The sequence below is a fragment of the Gordonia paraffinivorans NBRC 108238 genome (genome assembly GCF_000344155.1).
Taxonomy (GTDB): Bacteria; Actinomycetota; Actinomycetes; order Mycobacteriales; family Mycobacteriaceae; genus Gordonia; species Gordonia paraffinivorans.
In genome coordinates, this window is record NZ_BAOQ01000028.1 from 26,627 (window position 1) to 42,551 (window position 15,925).

Here is a 15,925-nt window from a genome sequence, read left to right on the forward strand (position 1 = left end):
CTTTTCGCCGGTTCACGACCGTCACCAGGAGGTGAGAGATGGGACTCGAGGAACGTCTGCCGAGCGGCTTCCTGCTGAGCACCGTCGAGGAGCTGGCCGGTTTCATGCGCAAGGGGTCGCTGTGGCCGGCGACCTTCGGGCTCGCCTGCTGCGCGATCGAGATGATGTCGACCACCTCCGGACGATACGACCTGGCCCGATTCGGCATGGAGGCCTTCCGCGCCTCGCCCCGGCAGGCCGACCTGATGATCGTCGCCGGCCGAGTCAGCCAGAAGATGGCGCCGGTGCTGCGCCAGATCTACGACCAGATGGTCGAGCCCAAATGGGTTCTGGCGATGGGCGTCTGCGCGTCGTCGGGCGGGATGTTCAACAACTATGCCATCGTCCAGGGCGTCGACCACGTGGTCCCGGTCGACATCTACCTACCCGGGTGCCCACCGCGGCCCGAGATGCTGTTGAACGCGATCCTCGAGCTGCACGAGAAGATCCAGGAGATGCCCCTCGGGGTCAACCGCGAGGAGGCGGTCTGGGCGGCCGAGCGCGCCGCCCTGGAGGCGACCCCGACCATCGAGATGAAGGGGCTGCTGCGATGAAGCCCGACGACCTCGACCCCACACGCGGCGACCCGGCCCACACGGGCCCCGCACACCTCGGCCCCGAACCCCCGACACCAGAACCGGATCCACCCGATCCGGAGGTGATCGGCGTCCGGCACGGATTGTTCGGGACACCGGGCACCGGCGACACCTCGGGCTACGGCGGACTCGTCCAGCCGATCACCCTGCCACCGAGCTCGACGCGCCCCTACGGCGGGTACTTCGACGAGATCGCCGACGCCCTCGAACGCGAACTCGCCGACCGGTACGACGCCGCCGTGGAGAAGATCGTGATCTTCCGCGACGAGATGACGATCCACGTGCGGCGTGACCACCTCCCCACAGTCGCTCTCACACTTCGTAATTGCCCCGACCTCCGCTTCGAGCTCTGCCTCGGCGTCAACGGCGTCCACTACCCGGGCGATCCCGGACGCGAACTCCACGCGGTCTATCCGCTGGCCTCCCTGACCCACAACCGCCGGGTCCGTCTGGAGGTGTCGGCGCCGGACGCCGATCCCCACATCCCGAGCATCTGCGACATCTACCCCACCAACGACTGGCACGAGCGGGAGACCTACGACTTCTTCGGGATCGTCTTCGACGGGCACCGCTCGCTCACCCGGATCGAGATGCCCGACGACTGGGAGGGACACCCCCAGCGCAAGGACTACCCGCTCGGCGGGGTGCCGGTCGAGTACAAGGGGACCCGCGTCGACCCACCAGACCGGAGGAGGTCGTACAGCTGATGCCCGACACCGTCACCGGCCCGGGGAACCCCGGGTCCACCGACGCCGCCCCAGGGCCCGACCAGGACGTGAAACCGACCCGCACCTACACGGTGTCCGGCCAGGACTGGGATTCGATCGTCTCCGACGTGCGCACCCGGGCCGAACAGCAGCCCGGCGACGAGCGCATCGTCGTCAACATGGGGCCGCAGCATCCGTCGACGCACGGCGTGCTGCGCCTCATCCTGGAGATCGAGGGCGAGACGGTCACCGAGGCCCGGTGCGGAATCGGCTACCTGCACACCGGGATCGAGAAGAATCTCGAGTACCGGAACTGGACGCAGGGCGTCACGTTCGTGACGCGGATGGACTACCTGTCCCCGTTCTTCAACGAGACGGCGTATTGCCTCGGCGTGGAGAAGCTGCTCGGCGTCACCGACGAGATCCCCGAACGGGCGTCGGTCATCCGCGTCATGCTGATGGAACTCAACCGCATCAGCAGCCACCTCGTCGCGCTGGCCACCGGCGGCATGGAGCTCGGCGCGGTGACCGCGATGTTCCTCGGATTCCGGGAACGCGAACTCATCCTCGACCTGTTCGAGATGATCACCGGCCTGCGGATGAACCACGCGTACATCCGGCCCGGAGGTGTCGCGCAGGACCTCCCGCCGGATGCCCCCGAGCAGATCGCGCGCGTCGTCGACGCCCTGCCGGGCCGGCTGCAGGAGCTCTCGGATCTGCTGACCGACAACTACATCTGGAAGGCGCGCACCCAGAACGTCGGCTATCTCGACCTGACCGGCTGCATGGCCCTGGGCGTCACCGGCCCGGTGCTCCGCTCCACCGGTTACCCGCACGATCTGCGGAAGGCGCAGCCGTACTGCGGCTACGAGACCTACGAGTTCGACGTCATCACCACCGACACGTGTGACTCGTACGGCCGCTACCTGATCCGCGTGAAGGAGATGCAGGAGTCGGTCCGCATCGTCCGGCAGTGCCTCGACCGGCTGAAGCCGGGACCGGTGATGATCGCCGACCGCAAACTGGCCTGGCCGGCCGACCTGGCGCTCGGGCCCGACGGCCTCGGCAATTCCCCCGAACACATCGCCGAGATCATGGGCACCTCGATGGAGGCGCTGATCCACCACTTCAAGCTCGTCACCGAGGGAATGCGCGTGCCCGCCGGACAGGTCTACATCGCCGTCGAGTCGCCGCGCGGCGAACTCGGCGTGCATATGGTCAGCGACGGCGGGACGCGCCCCTACCGGGTCCACTTCCGCGACCCGTCGTTCACGAACCTCCAGGCGGTGGCGGCGATGTGCGAAGGCGGCATGGTCGCCGACGTCATTACCGCCGTCGCGAGCCTCGACCCGGTGATGGGAGGCGTGGACCGATGACCGATCCCGTGTTCGTGGACCTGTCGACCTCTCCTCCCCAGGAGCCGGCGGCACCGACACCGTGCGCTCCGGCGCCGCCCATCGGCTTCGGCGGGCCGGACCGGTATCCCGACGAGGTGACCGAGCGGCTGGCTGCGCAGGCGGGGCCGATCATCGCCCGCTATCCCCAGGCCCGGTCGGCGCTGCTGCCCCTGCTGCACCTCGTGCAATCGGAGGACGGTCACATCACCCGCGCGGGCATCGAGTTCTGCGCGCAACAGCTCGATCTGACCCCGGCGCAGATCGCGTCGGTGGCGACCTTCTACTCGATGTTCCGCCGCACGCCGACCGGCGAGTACCTCGTCGGGGTCTGCACCAACACCCTGTGCGCGACGCTCGGCGGCGACGAGATCCTGCGCACCCTGTGCGAGCACCTCGGCGTGCAGCCGGGCGAGACCACCGCCGACGGGCGCATCACCGTCGAGCACGTGGAGTGCAATGCGGCCTGCGACTTCGCACCGGTGGTGATGGTGAACTGGGAGTTCTTCGACAACCAGACGCCCGAGTCCGGTGTCGAGCTGGTCGAGGACCTGCGTGCCGGCGTCACGGTCGAGCCGGCCCGCGGCACCGGGCGGGTGCGCTCGTTCCGGGAGACCGCGCGCGACCTCGCCGGGGTGACCGGCCAGGACGCGCCCGCCCGGCAGCCCATGCACGCGGACACTCCCGTCGGCGCCGCGCCCGAGCCGGAACCCGCCGAGGTGCCGGTCCTGTCGCGTCACTGGCACGACCAGAACTCCTGGACACTCGACAACTACCTGCGGCACAACGGTTACCGCGCCCTGCGCATCGCCCTGGACACCCCGCCCGACGACGTGATCGAGATGGTCAAGGCCTCCGGGCTGCGCGGTCGCGGCGGCGCCGGCTTCCCGGTGGGCATGAAGTGGTCGTTCATCCCGCAACAGCAGCCGTCGGAAGCCGAGTCCGGTCCCCCGCACTATCTCGTGGTCAACGCCGACGAATCGGAGCCGGGCACCTGCAAGGACATGCCGCTCATGCTCGCCTCGCCGCATTCGCTGATCGAGGGCGTCGTCATCGCGGCCTACGCGATCCGGGCGCACCACGCGTTCATCTACCTGCGCGGCGAGGTCGCCTCGGTCCTGCGCCGCCTGCGGACCGCGGTCGACGAGGCCTACGCCGCAGGCTTTCTCGGCCAGAACATCCTCGGCTCGGGCTTCGACCTCGAACTCGTGGTCCACGCCGGCGCCGGCGCGTACATCTGCGGCGAGGAGACCGCACTCCTCGATTCCCTCGAGGGCAGGCGCGGACAGCCCCGGCTGCGTCCCCCGTTCCCGGCGGTCGCGGGTCTCTACGCGAGCCCCACCGTCGTCAACAACGTCGAGTCCATCGCGAGCGTCCCGCCGATCGTCCGCAACGGCGTCGAATGGTTCCGCTCGTTCGGCACCGAGAAGTCGCCCGGTTTCACCATGTACTCGTTGTCGGGGCACGTCACCCACCCCGGCCAGTACGAGGCGCCGCTGGGCATCACGCTGCGACAACTCCTCGAGCGCGCCGGCGGGGTGCGCGCGGGCCACCGGCTGAAGTTCTGGACGCCGGGCGGGTCGTCGACGCCGCTGCTGACACCCGAGCACCTCGACGTCCCACTCGACTACGAGGGGGTCGGCGCGGCCGGTTCGATGCTGGGCACCAAGGCATTGCAGATCTTCGACGAGACCACCTGCGTCGTCGGCGCGGTGCTGCGCTGGACGCAGTTCTACGCACACGAGTCCTGCGGCAAGTGCACTCCCTGCCGGGAGGGCACGTACTGGCTGGTGCAGTTGCTCGACCGCCTCGAGCACGAGGGCGGCACCGCCGCGGACCTCGACACCCTCGCCGACGTCACCAACTCGATCGTCGGAAAGTCGTTCTGCGCCCTCGGCGACGGCGCGGGGAGCCCGATCGTCTCCTCGCTGCAGTACTTCCGCGACGAGTACCTCGCCCACCTCGACCACGGATGCCCGTTCGACCATTCGCTGTCGACGGCCTGGGCGCCGTCGGCCGGGGCCGTCGGAGGTGCCCGATGACCCTCACCCACGGCAGCGACCCGTCCACCGAGGCAGACAACCTCGTGGGGATCGTCATCGACGGCCGGCCGGTCCGGGTTCCGAAGGGCACCTTGTTGATCCGCGCCGCCGAGCAGATCGGGATCACCATCCCCCGCTTCTGCGATCACCCGCTCCTCGATCCGGTCGGCGCCTGCCGACAGTGCCTCGTCGAGGTGGAGGGGCAGCGCAAGCCCCTCGCCTCGTGCACGACGGTCGCCACCGAGGGCATGGTGGTGCACACGCAGATGAGCTCGAAGGTCGCCGCCGACGCCCAACGCGGGGTGATGGAGTTGCTGCTCATCAACCATCCGCTCGACTGCCCGGTCTGCGACAAGGGCGGCGAATGCCCGTTGCAGAACCAGGCGATGGCCACCGGGCGCAGCGAGTCCCGGTTCGACGGGGTCAAGCGGACGTTCGTGAAACCGGTGCCGCTGTCGTCGGAGGTGCTCCTCGACCGCGAGCGGTGCGTGCTCTGCGCGCGGTGCACGCGCTTCTCCACCCAGGTCGCCGGCGACCCGCTCATCGAGTTGGCCGATCGCGGTGCGCTGCAACAGGTCAGCATCTACCAGGACGAGCCCTTCGACTCGTACTTCTCCGGCAACACCGTGCAGATCTGCCCGGTGGGCGCCCTGACCGGCGCGCAATACCGTTTCCGCGCACGGCCCTTCGACCTCGTGTCCACGCCGAGCGTGTGCGAGCACTGCGCCAGCGGGTGCGCGCAACGCACCGACCATCGTCGGGGAAAGGTGCTGCGCCGCCTCGCCGGCGACGATCCCGAGGTCAACTCCGAGTGGAACTGCGACAAGGGCCGCTGGGCCTTCGCCTACGCCACCGCCGCCGACCGGATCACCGCCCCGCTCGTGCGCGATCGTCACGGGGATCTGCGCGAGTCCAGCTGGGCCGATGCGATCCGCGTTGCCGCAGAAGGCCTCTCGACGGCGATCGGGAACACCGGCGTCCTGACCGGCGGTCGGCTGACCGTCGAGGACGCGTATGCGTACTCGCGGTTCGCCCGCACGGTGCTGCGCACCGACGACATCGACTTCCGGGCCCGCGTCCACAGCAGCGAAGAGGCCGACTTCCTCGCCGCCCGCGTCGCCGGGCGCGGACTCGAGACCACCTACGACGACCTGTCGGCCGCTCCCGCGGTTCTCCTCGCCGGCTTCGAGCCGGAGGAGGAATCGCCGATCGTCTTCCTGCGATTGCGGCGCGCCGTCCGCGCCGGCGGGTTGCGCGTCGCGACGGTGGCGCCGTTCGCCAGTCGCGGGGTGCGCAAGCTCGATGCGCAGCTGTTCACCGCCGTGCCCGGCGCCGAGCGGTCCGTCCTGAGTTCCGCCGAGGCGACCCACCATCTCCGCGAACCGGGTTCGGTGCTCATCGTCGGCGAGCGTCTCGCAGCGAGCCCGGGAGCGCTGACCGCGGCCGCAGACCTCGCCGACCGGACGGGCGCGCATCTCGCGTGGATACCGCGGCGCGCGGGTGAACGCGGTGCGCTCGAGACCGGGGCGCTCTCCGGGCTGCTGCCGGGCGGACGCCCCCTCGCCGATCCGGAGGCCCGGGCGGCGGTGGCCTCGGTGTGGGGCGCCGACCTCCCCACACGGGCCGGCCGCGACACCACCGGCATCCTCGACGCGGCCCGGTGTCACGGGCTGTCGCTGCTGATCGCCGGCGTGGACCTCGACGACCTGCCCGACCCTGCCGCGGCGGCCGAATCACTCGCCGCCGCACCATTTGTCGTCAGCCTGGAGCAGCGGCACTCCACCGTCACCGCCCACGCGGACGTGGTGTTCCCCGTCGCGGCGGTCGCCGAGAAGGAGGGCACCGTCGTCGACTGGGAGGGCCGCCCGCGCAGCTTCACGACCGCGCTCACCGAGACCGGGCACCTGCCCGATCACCGGATCCTCCACGCGCTGGCGCGTCGCATGGGCGTCGATCTCCGGTGCGACGGCCCGCAGACCATCCACATGGACCTTCGTCGCATCGGCGCCTGGGCGGGCAAGCGGACGGCCATCGCCGCCCACGACCGTCCCCGGCACACCCCGGCGGCCGGCCAGGCGGTCCTGGCGACCTGGCGCATGCTCCTCGACCTCGGACGCCTGCAGGACGACGAGCCGTACCTCGCCGGCACGGCGCGCACCCCCGTCGCCCGGATGTCGCCGGCCACCGCGGCCGAGGCGGGCGTCGCGGTCGACGGCCGGGTGCGGATCAGCACCGCCGACGGCGCCATCACGCTGCCGGTCGAGCTCACCGACATGCCGGACCGGGTCGTGTGGGTCCCGCTGAACTCCCCCGGCTCCCGGGTCCACCCCGACCTGCGTGCGCAGGCGGGCGACCTGGTGGCTCTGTCGCCCGCCTCGGCGGCCGACGTCCCCGGAGGCGACCGATGATCCTCGCCGCCGACGCCGCCACCCTGGCCATCGACTATCCCGACCTCGCCGACTTCGGGCACGACCCGATCTGGCTCGTGATCCTCAAGGCCCTCGGCGTCTTCGCGTTCCTCGTCCTCAACCCGCTCGCGGCGATCCTCCTCGAGCGCAAGATCATGGCGCGGATGCAGGGCCGCATCGGCCCCAACCGCGTGGGACCCCGCGGGATCCTCCAGAGCGTCGCCGACGGCGTGAAACTCGCACTGAAGGAAGGAATCATCCCGGCGGGAGTCGACAAGGTGATCTATCTCCTCGCACCGATCATCGCGGTCGTGCCGGCCGTCGTGGCGTTCGCGGTGATCCCCTTCGGGCCGATGGTGTCGGTGTTCGGCCACCAGACCCCGTTGCAGCTCACCGACCTGCCGGTCGGCATCCTCTACGTGCTCGCCGTGACGTCGGTCGGGGTCTACGGCATCGTGCTGGCCGGGTGGTCGTCGGGCTCGACCTATCCGCTCCTCGGCGGCCTGCGCTCGACCGCACAGGTCATCTCGTACGAGATCGCGATGGGACTGACGTTCGCCGCGGTGTTCCTCGACGCCGGGACCATGTCCACCTCGGGGATCGTCGCCGCGCAGGAGCACCACTGGTACTTCATGCTCCTGCTGCCCTCGTTCGTGATCTACGCGATCTCGATGGTCGGCGAGACCAACCGTGCGCCTTTCGATCTGCCCGAGGCCGAGGGCGAACTCGTCGGCGGGTTCCACACCGAGTACTCGTCGCTGAAGTTCGCGATGTTCATGCTCGCCGAGTACATCAACATGGTCACCGTCTCCGCGCTGGCCACGACGATGTTCCTGGGCGGCTGGCAGGCGCCGTGGCCGTTGAGCGCCTTCGACTGGGCCAACTCCGGGTGGTGGCCGATCCTCTGGTTCACCCTGAAGGTCTGGGCGTTCATGTTCGTGTTCATCTGGCTGCGCACCAGCCTGCCGCGACTGCGCTACGACCAGTTCATGAACCTGGGCTGGAAGGTCCTCATCCCCATCTCGCTGGCCTGGGTGATGGTCGTCGCGATCATCCGGGTCTCGGCCGGCGACCACACGCTGGTGCGCGCCCTCGTCTCCACGGCCGCGGGACTGGTGGTGACCGCGCTGATCGGTTACGCGATCTGGCGGCTGATGCGGGTCCCGACCGACCCCGACGCACCCGACCCCGGGTCCGACCGGGCGGGCCCCGGCCGGTCCGAGCCGTTCGACCCCATGGCCGGCGGCTTCCCCGTCCCGCCCATGCCGGGGCAGGTCGTCGACCCGAAGGCGACCGGGTCCGCCGCCACATCCCCACCGGCCGGTGTCGAGCCGGCGCCGAGCAGGGAGACCACCGATGCCTGATTTCCTCAAGCCGGTCGACGGCTTCCGCGTCACGTTCGGCGGCATGTTCTCGCCGACGATCACCGAACAGTACCCGGAGGAGAAGCGGCCCACCGCTCCCCGGTATCACGGTCGGCACCAGCTCAACCGCCACCCCGACGGGTTGGAGAAGTGCATCGGCTGCGAGCTGTGCGCCTGGGCCTGTCCCGCCGACGCCATCTACGTCGAGGGCGCCGACAACACTCCAGAGGAACGGTATTCGCCCGGTGAGAGGTACGGGTGCGTCTACCAGATCAATTACCTGCGATGCATCGGCTGCGGCCTGTGCATCGAGGCCTGCCCCACCCGCGCACTCACCATGACCAACGACTACGAGCTGGCCGACGACAACCGAGCCGACCTCATCTACGAGAAGGACCGTCTGCTCGCACCGCTCCCGCCGGGCGCCGAGGCGCCCCCGCACGACATGGCGCCGGGTTCGACGGAGGAGAACTACTACCGCGGAGAGATCACCGCGGAAGGAAGGCTGGTGCCGCGCACCGGATCTCCCGGTGCGCCGCCGAGTGCGACGACCGGCGACGACGTCCGACCCGACGATGCCCGGGGGTCACGGGCATGACCGGTTGGGACACGGCCGGCACGCTGGGCCTGCTGGCCGCGGAATCGGTGCGCACCTCGACCGGCGAGGCCATCCAGTTCTGGGTCCTCGGCGCCGTGGCCGTCGCCGGCGCACTCGGGGTCGTCTTCGCCACCAAGGCCGTGTACTCGGCGATCTTCCTCGCGACCACCATGATCGTTCTCGCGGTGTTCTACGTGGCGCAGGGCGCGCTGTTCCTCGGCGTCGTGCAGGTCGTGGTCTACACCGGCGCGGTGATGATGCTGTTCCTGTTCGTGCTGATGCTCATCGGCGTCGACTCGTCGGATTCGCTGAAGGAGACGCTGCGCGGACAACGGTTCGCCGCGGGACTGATCGGGATCGGCTTCGGCGTCCTGCTGATCGCCGGGATCGGCAGCGCGACCGTCGCGGTCACCGCCGGCGCCACCGAACCGTATGCCCTGGCCAGTGACAGCAACTCGGCCATCGAGTCGATCGCCGAACTGATCTTCGTGCGCTATCTGTGGGCGTTCGAGCTGACCGGGGCCCTGTTGATCGCCGCGACCCTCGGCGCGATGGTGCTGGCCCACCGGGAGCGCTTCGGCCCGCGGCTCACCCAGAAGGAGCTGTCGAAGGCCCGGTTCCGCAGCGGCGTGAACCTCACCCCGCTGCCGAGTCCCGGTGTCTACGCGCGACACAACGCGGTCGACGTCCCGGCGCGGCTGCCCGACGGGAGCCCCTCGGACCTGTCGGTGAACGCGATACTGGCCGCCCGAACGCTGCGTCGTCCCGGCGATCGCCGGCCTGCGGGCGAGGACCGACCCGGCTCGGATCGGCGGTGAGGCGATGAACCCGGAGAACTACCTCTACCTCTCGGCCCTGCTGTTCACGATCGGCGCCTCCGGTGTCCTGTTGCGCCGCAATGCGATCGTCGTCTTCATGTGCATCGAGCTCATGCTCAACGCGGCCAACCTGGCATTCGTGACCTTCGCGCGGATGACGCAGTCGTTCGACGGCCAGGTGATCGCCTTCTTCACGATGGTCGTCGCCGCCGCAGAGGTGGTCGTCGGACTGGCCATCATCATGACGATCTTCCGGTCACGCCGTTCGGCGTCGGTCGACGACGCGGATCTGCTCAAGCGGTAGAGGAGGACTGGGTGAACGCCGAACTGACCGCGTCGCTGCTCTGGCTCGTTCCCGCGCTCCCCCTCGCCGGGGCGGCGGTCCTCCTGCTCGGCGGCCACGCCACCGACCGGTGGGGTCATCTGCTCGCCACGACGACCGCCGTCGCGTCGTTCCTGGTCGGGGCGGCGATGTTCGTCGGGATGGCGTCCCGGTCCGCCGACGGCCGCGGCGTCTCCGACATCCTGTTCAGCTGGGTCCCCGTCGGAGAACTCCAGGTGGACTTCGGTTTCCGCCTCGATCAGTTGTCGATGTGCTTCGTCCTGCTGATCACGGGCGTGGGCGCGTTGATCCACGTCTACTCCATCGGGTACATGGCGCACGACCCGGATCGGCGACGGTTCTTCGCCTACCTCAACCTCTTCCTCGCGGCGATGCTGGTCCTCGTGCTCGCCGACAACTACCTCGGCCTCTACCTGGGCTGGGAGGGAGTCGGTCTCGCGTCCTACCTGCTGATCGGCTTCTGGCAGCACAAGCCGTCGGCGGCGACCGCCGCGAAGAAGGCGTTCGTGGTCAACCGCGTCGGCGACATCGGCCTGGCCGTGGCGCTGATGATCATGTTCGCGACCTTCGGGTCGGTGTCGTTCGCCGCGGTCTTCGACGGTGCGCCGCAGGTCAGCGAATCCACCCTCACCGCACTGGGATTCATGCTCCTGCTCGCCGCGTGCGGCAAGTCCGCCCAGGTGCCGCTGCAGTCCTGGCTCGGCGATGCCATGGAGGGCCCAACCCCGGTCTCGGCGCTCATCCACGCCGCGACCATGGTGACCGCGGGCGTCTACCTGATCGTGCGGTCGGGGCCGGTCTTCGACCTGGCGCCGGGGGCCCGGGTGGGCGTCGTGGTCGTCGGTGCGGTGACATTGCTGTTCGGCGCCGTCATCGGGTGCGCGAAGGACGACATCAAGAAGGCACTGGCGGCGTCGACGATGAGCCAGATCGGGTACATGGTGCTCGCGGCCGGCCTCGGACCCGCCGGTTATGCGTTCGCGATCCTGCACCTGCTCACCCACGGCTTCTTCAAGGCCGGGCTGTTCCTCGGCGCCGGCTCGGTGATGCACGGCATGGACGACGAGACCGACATGCGCCGGTTCGGCGGGCTGCGGACTCTCATGCCGATCACGTTCGCCACCTTCGGGGTCGGCTACCTCGCGATCATCGGCGTGCCGCCGTTCGCCGGGTTCTACTCCAAGGACCACATCATCGAGGCGGCGTTCGGCGAGGGCGGAGCGAAGGGGCTGATCCTCGGCGGCGCCGCGCTGCTCGGCGCCGGCATCACCGCGTTCTACATGACCCGCGTGATGCTGTTGACCTTCTTCGGCGAGAAGCGCTGGCATGACGGTACCGACGCCCCCGCTCCGCACCCGCACGAGTCGCCGCGGGTGATGACCGTCCCGATGATCCTCATCGCGATCGGATCGGTGGCCTCCGGCGCGCTCCTCGCGATCGGCGGGACACTGGAGCACTGGCTGGCCCCCGTCGTCGGCGAACACACGCCGCATCACGTGCTGCCGGTGTGGGCGATGACGCTCATCATCCTCGCCGTCGTCGCCGTCGGCGTCGGGGTCGCCTACCGGCAGTACGCGACCCACCCGGTGCCCGTCACCGCCCCCGAGGACGTCTCCCTGTTGACCGTCGCCGCGCGGCGTGACCTGTACGGGGACACCGTCAACGAGGAGCTGCTGATGCGGCCCGGCCGACGCGTGACCGCCGGCCTCGTCGCGGTGGAGTCCGACGGCGTCGACGGGCTCACCGGCGGTGTGGGCACCGCGATCGCCCGGACGTCGCGTCGAATACGGGGGTGGCAGAACGGCTACGTGCGTTCCTACGCCCTGTCCATGTTCGCGGGCACCGCGGTGGTCCTCGCTCTCGTGATGGCGGTGAACGTGCTGTGAGCATCCCCTGGCTGACCGTTCTGTGGCTCGTCCCCGCGATCGCCGCGGGCCTGGTGCTCGCCGTTCCGGCGAACCGACCGGTGATCGCGAAGTGGTTCGCGCTGACGGTGAGCGTCCTCGTGCTGGCCGTCGGAGTGGGACTCGCCATCGGCTTCGACCCGGCCGGCGACCGTTACCAGTTCGTGGAGGACGTCAGCTGGATTCCCGCACTCGGAACCCGCTATTCGCTCGGACTCGACGGGATCGGGCTCGCGCTGATCCTGCTGACCGCAGCGCTTCTCCCGCTGCTCCTGCTGGCCGGGTGGAACGACGCCGACACGGCGGGTTCGCTCGATCACGCGGGCGGCCTCGCACGCAAGAACCCGCACATCTACCTCGCCCTGTTCCTCGCGACCGAGGCGATGGTGCTGATGAGCTTCGTCGCCCTCGACATCCTGCTGTTCTACATCTTCTTCGAGGCCATGCTCATCCCGATGTACTTCCTCATCGGCGGCTTCGGCAACGGCCCCAACCGATCCGGTGCGGCGGTGAAGTTCTTGCTGTACAACCTGTTCGGCGGCCTGATCCTGCTCGCCGCGGTCGTCGGGCTGTACGTGGTCACCGCGCAGAACGGGGTCGACGGGGGCACGTTCGCGCTGACCGACGTCGTGGCGGCGGTGTCGAGCGGCCAGCTCGACGACTCGACCGGCCTCGCGAAACTCCTGTTCCTCGGGTTCATGTTCGCCTTCGCGGTGAAAGCCCCGCTGTGGCCGTTGCATTCGTGGCTTCCCGACGCCGCGGTGGCCGCCACCCCGACCTCCGCGGTGCTGATGATGGCGGTAATCGACAAGGTCGGCACCTTCGCGATGCTGCGGTTCTGCCTGCAGCTGTTCCCCGACGCATCCCGGTGGTTCGCCCCGTTGATCTGTGCGCTCGCCGTCGTCGGCATCGTCTACGGCGCGATCCTCGCGATCGGCCAGACCGATGTGATGCGGCTCATCGCCTACACGTCGATCTCCCATTTCGGATTCATCATCCTGGGCATCTTCGCGCTGACCGCGCAGGGCCAGACCGGCTCGACGCTCTACATGGTCAATCACGGGATCTCCACCGCCGCACTGTTCCTCATCGCCGGGTTCCTGGTGTCGCGGCGCGGCAGCCGGCTCATCGCCGACTACGGCGGGGTCCAGAAGGTGGCCCCGGTCCTCGCCGGAACCTTCCTCGTCGCCGGTCTCGCCACCCTCTCCCTGCCCGGACTGGCGCCGTTCATCAGTGAATTCCTGGTCCTCGTCGGAACGTTCACGCGGTACCCGGTCGCGGCCGTCGTCGCGACCTCGGCGCTGGTCCTGTCCGCGATCTACATCCTGTGGACCTACCAGCGGATGATGGGCGGCCCGCCGAAGAGCGGGGACTCGGCGGCGCCCGGCATCCGTGACCTCGCCGGGCGCGAACTGGTCGTCGTGGCCCCGCTGATGGCCCTGTTGCTCGTCCTCGGCATTTATCCGAAACCGCTGATCGACCTCATCGAACCGGCCGTGCAGAACACGCTCACCACAGTCGGGGTCACCGCTCCCGAGCCCGCGGTCGCAGAGCCCGGAGACGGCCGAACACACGGCACCACAACCGAAGCGGAGGGACACCGATGAGTTCCACCGGCCTCACCCCCGTCTCCTCGACTCCGACCACCCTGGCCGCGATCGAGGCGCCGAGCATCGCCTACGGCGCGCTGTCGCCGATGCTCGTCGTCTTCGGGGCCGCGGTGATCGGCGTCCTGGTGGAGGCCTTCGCCCCGAGACGCTTGCGCTATCCGGTCCAGCTCGTCCTCTCGCTCGGCGGCCTCCTCGTCGCGCTGGGCGCCCTGATCGCGGTCGCCGCCGCCGAGACCTCGAACGGCGCCAACGGACAGATCACGATGTCCGGGGCGGTGGTGATGGATCGCCCGACCCTCTACCTGCAGGGACTGCTGCTGGTGGTCGGGATCATCGCCGTCGGCTTCATGGCCGAGCGCCGGCTCGAACGCGTGGTGGCGCCGGTGGACATGCGCCGGTTGGCGGGCGCGTCGGTCGGCGACGACCGTTCCGGCAGAACCGGGGTCAGCGGCGGTGGCGGTGGAAACGGCGGCGTCGACGCCGACATGTTCACGCCGTCGGGCGCGGCGGTCCCCAACACCGACGCCGAGTTCGAGGCGACCCGCGCCGGCGCGGTCACCACCGAGGTGTTTCCGCTGGCGCTGCTGGCGCTCGGCGGGATGATGCTGTTCCCCGCGTGCGGCGACCTGTTGACGATGTTCATCGCGCTCGAGGTGTTCTCGCTACCGCTGTATCTGCTCTGCGGTCTCGCCCGGCGTCGTCGCCTCATCTCGCAGGAGGCGTCGCTGAAATACTTCCTGCTGGGTGCGTTCTCGTCGGCGTTCTTCCTGTTCGGAGCGGCATTCGTCTACGGCGCAACGGGTTCGCTGAACCTGGCGGCCATCGGGGCGTCGATCGGCGAGGTCGCCGGCCTGGGCGGCGACACCACGCTCGCCCTCATCGGCCTGGCGATGCTGGCGGTCGGCATGCTGTTCAAGGTCGGTGCCGTGCCGTTCCACGCGTGGATCCCCGACGTCTACCAGGGCGCCCCGACCCCGGTCACCGCGTTCATGGCGTCGGCGACCAAGATCGCCGCGTTCGGCGCGCTCCTGCGGGTGTTCTACGTGGGTTTCGGCGCGTTACGCGACCAGTGGGAACCTGTGATGTGGGCGGTCGCGATCGCGTCGATGGTGATCGCGTCGGTGATGGCGGTGACCCAGACCGACGTCAAGCGCATGCTCGCGTACTCGTCGATCGCCCACGCGGGCTTCATCCTGCTGGGACTCATCGCCTTCGACGACGCCGGACTCGGCGCGACCCTGTTCTACCTGGCCGCCTACGCGTTCACCACGTTGGGCGCGTTCGCCCTCGTCGCGGTGATCCGCGAACCCGACGCCGACGCGACCGCATCCGCCCGCGCCGCAGCGATCCGCGGGCCGTCGGCGCCGGTCCGCAACCCACACCTGTCCGGGCGCGAGGCGACCGACCTCACCCAGTGGTCGGGACTCGGGCGTCGGTATCCGTTGGTGGGGGCCATGTTCGCGGTCTATCTGCTCTCCTTCGCCGGCATCCCGCTGACGAGCGGCTTTATCGCCAAGTTCGACGTCTTCGCCGCGGCCGCCGGGAACGGTGGCGGAGTACTGGTGGTCATCGGCGTCGTCAGCAGCGCGATCGCCGCCTACGTCTACATCCGGATCATCGTCGCGATGTTCTTCGACGACGTGCCGGTCGACGGCGCCCCGCACGTGGTGAGGCCCAGCGTGCTGACCATGTCCGGTGTCGCGGTATGCACCCTGGTCACGGTCGTGCTCGGCATCTTCCCCCAACCAGTGCTGGACCTCGCCGACGCCGCGGCATCGTTCCTGCGGTGATCTCCGACGTAGCCTCAGGCACCGACATCCCGTGTCCCAGCGTGGGTCGCCACGTGTCGTGCGGCCGGGCTTCTGGTCTGTCGCTCTCGGCTCCCGGCCGGCAAACGGATTGGTGGACGGCCTGATCGAGCACCGAGTGGTCTCGCAGGGCCACGGTTGTCGGTGGCCCTTCGCCTCGCGGCCTGGACCACGCCAAACGGCGAGTCCGCGCGGTCGACGGCAAATCCGTGCCACCCTGGAAACCGTGGATCTCATCAGGCACCCGCGACCTTCGACCACCGGAGCCGAGAAAGTCCACGTCGGGGAGGCGAG

12 protein-coding genes are annotated in these 15,925 nt (G+C 69.5%); all 12 read left to right on the forward strand.

From position 1 onward, the window contains the following. Positions 1–38 precede the first annotated feature (38 nt). From GP2_RS14100 to nuoN, 12 genes are read left to right on the forward strand one after another with little or no spacing between them, the layout of a single operon-like run. On the forward strand, positions 39–593 hold the full coding sequence (locus tag GP2_RS14100; protein ID WP_006901195.1) for a NuoB/complex I 20 kDa subunit family protein: 555 nt from the start codon (positions 39–41) through the stop codon (positions 591–593). After that, complete coding sequence (locus GP2_RS14105) at positions 590–1,342, forward strand: NADH-quinone oxidoreductase subunit C (protein WP_006901196.1); 753 nt, start codon at positions 590–592, stop codon at positions 1,340–1,342. Before GP2_RS14100 ends, GP2_RS14105 begins: the two co-directional genes overlap by 4 nt. After that, positions 1,342–2,718: an NADH dehydrogenase (quinone) subunit D gene (gene nuoD / locus GP2_RS14110; protein WP_006901197.1), complete on the forward strand. Its 1,377-nt coding sequence runs from the start codon at positions 1,342–1,344 to the stop codon at positions 2,716–2,718. The genes GP2_RS14105 and nuoD overlap by 1 nt, the downstream gene beginning before the upstream one ends. Further along, positions 2,715–4,778: an NADH-quinone oxidoreductase subunit NuoF gene (nuoF, locus tag GP2_RS14115; protein ID WP_006901198.1), complete on the forward strand. Its 2,064-nt coding sequence runs from the start codon at positions 2,715–2,717 to the stop codon at positions 4,776–4,778. Before nuoD ends, nuoF begins: the two co-directional genes overlap by 4 nt. Continuing rightward, positions 4,775–7,186, forward strand: coding sequence for an NADH-quinone oxidoreductase subunit G (locus GP2_RS14120; protein ID WP_006901199.1), 2,412 nt, complete (start codon positions 4,775–4,777; stop codon positions 7,184–7,186). Before nuoF ends, GP2_RS14120 begins: the two co-directional genes overlap by 4 nt. Beyond that, positions 7,183–8,550, forward strand: a complete 1,368-nt coding sequence (nuoH, locus tag GP2_RS14125; RefSeq protein ID WP_006901200.1) for an NADH-quinone oxidoreductase subunit NuoH — start codon at positions 7,183–7,185, stop codon at positions 8,548–8,550. The genes GP2_RS14120 and nuoH overlap by 4 nt, the downstream gene beginning before the upstream one ends. Further along, a complete protein-coding gene (gene nuoI, locus GP2_RS14130; protein WP_006901201.1) occupies positions 8,543–9,148 on the forward strand; it encodes an NADH-quinone oxidoreductase subunit NuoI in 606 nt (201 codons plus the stop codon). Before nuoH ends, nuoI begins: the two co-directional genes overlap by 8 nt. Beyond that, positions 9,145–9,966 (forward strand): NADH-quinone oxidoreductase subunit J, encoded by an 822-nt coding sequence (locus GP2_RS14135; RefSeq protein ID WP_040527084.1) that lies wholly within the window; start codon positions 9,145–9,147, stop codon positions 9,964–9,966. Before nuoI ends, GP2_RS14135 begins: the two co-directional genes overlap by 4 nt. Before the next feature lie 4 nt (positions 9,967–9,970). After that, the gene (nuoK, locus tag GP2_RS14140) at positions 9,971–10,270 is read left to right on the forward strand and encodes an NADH-quinone oxidoreductase subunit NuoK (RefSeq protein ID WP_006901203.1); all 300 of its coding nucleotides are present in this window, start codon (positions 9,971–9,973) and stop codon (positions 10,268–10,270) included. An 11-nt stretch (positions 10,271–10,281) separates the two neighbouring features. Continuing rightward, positions 10,282–12,195, forward strand: coding sequence for an NADH-quinone oxidoreductase subunit L (nuoL, locus tag GP2_RS14145; protein WP_006901204.1), 1,914 nt, complete (start codon positions 10,282–10,284; stop codon positions 12,193–12,195). Continuing rightward, entirely contained in the window at positions 12,192–13,820 is a 1,629-nt protein-coding gene (locus GP2_RS14150) for an NADH-quinone oxidoreductase subunit M (protein WP_006901205.1), read from the forward strand. Before nuoL ends, GP2_RS14150 begins: the two co-directional genes overlap by 4 nt. Beyond that, positions 13,817–15,613 carry an NADH-quinone oxidoreductase subunit NuoN gene (gene nuoN / locus GP2_RS14155; protein ID WP_006901206.1) on the forward strand — a complete coding sequence of 599 codons (1,797 nt, stop codon included), beginning with the start codon at positions 13,817–13,819 and terminating at the stop codon, positions 15,611–15,613. The genes GP2_RS14150 and nuoN overlap by 4 nt, the downstream gene beginning before the upstream one ends. The last annotated feature ends 312 nt before the right edge of the window (positions 15,614–15,925 follow it).

Excerpts from the sequence above, each read along its gene's own strand:
- nuoN (WP_006901206.1), top strand. The coding sequence starts at position 13,817 with ATGAGTTCCACCGGCCTCACCCCCGTCTCCTCGACTCCGACCACCCTG.
- GP2_RS14100 (WP_006901195.1), top strand. The coding sequence starts at position 39 with ATGGGACTCGAGGAACGTCTGCCGAGCGGCTTCCTGCTGAGCACCGTC.
- nuoD (WP_006901197.1), top strand. The coding sequence starts at position 1,342 with ATGCCCGACACCGTCACCGGCCCGGGGAACCCCGGGTCCACCGACGCC.
- GP2_RS14105 (WP_006901196.1), top strand. The coding sequence starts at position 590 with ATGAAGCCCGACGACCTCGACCCCACACGCGGCGACCCGGCCCACACG.
- nuoF (WP_006901198.1), top strand. The coding sequence starts at position 2,715 with ATGACCGATCCCGTGTTCGTGGACCTGTCGACCTCTCCTCCCCAGGAG.
- nuoK (WP_006901203.1), top strand. The coding sequence starts at position 9,971 with ATGAACCCGGAGAACTACCTCTACCTCTCGGCCCTGCTGTTCACGATC.
- GP2_RS14120 (WP_006901199.1), top strand. The coding sequence starts at position 4,775 with ATGACCCTCACCCACGGCAGCGACCCGTCCACCGAGGCAGACAACCTC.
- nuoH (WP_006901200.1), top strand. The coding sequence starts at position 7,183 with ATGATCCTCGCCGCCGACGCCGCCACCCTGGCCATCGACTATCCCGAC.
- GP2_RS14135 (WP_040527084.1), top strand. The coding sequence starts at position 9,145 with ATGACCGGTTGGGACACGGCCGGCACGCTGGGCCTGCTGGCCGCGGAA.
- nuoI (WP_006901201.1), top strand. The coding sequence starts at position 8,543 with ATGCCTGATTTCCTCAAGCCGGTCGACGGCTTCCGCGTCACGTTCGGC.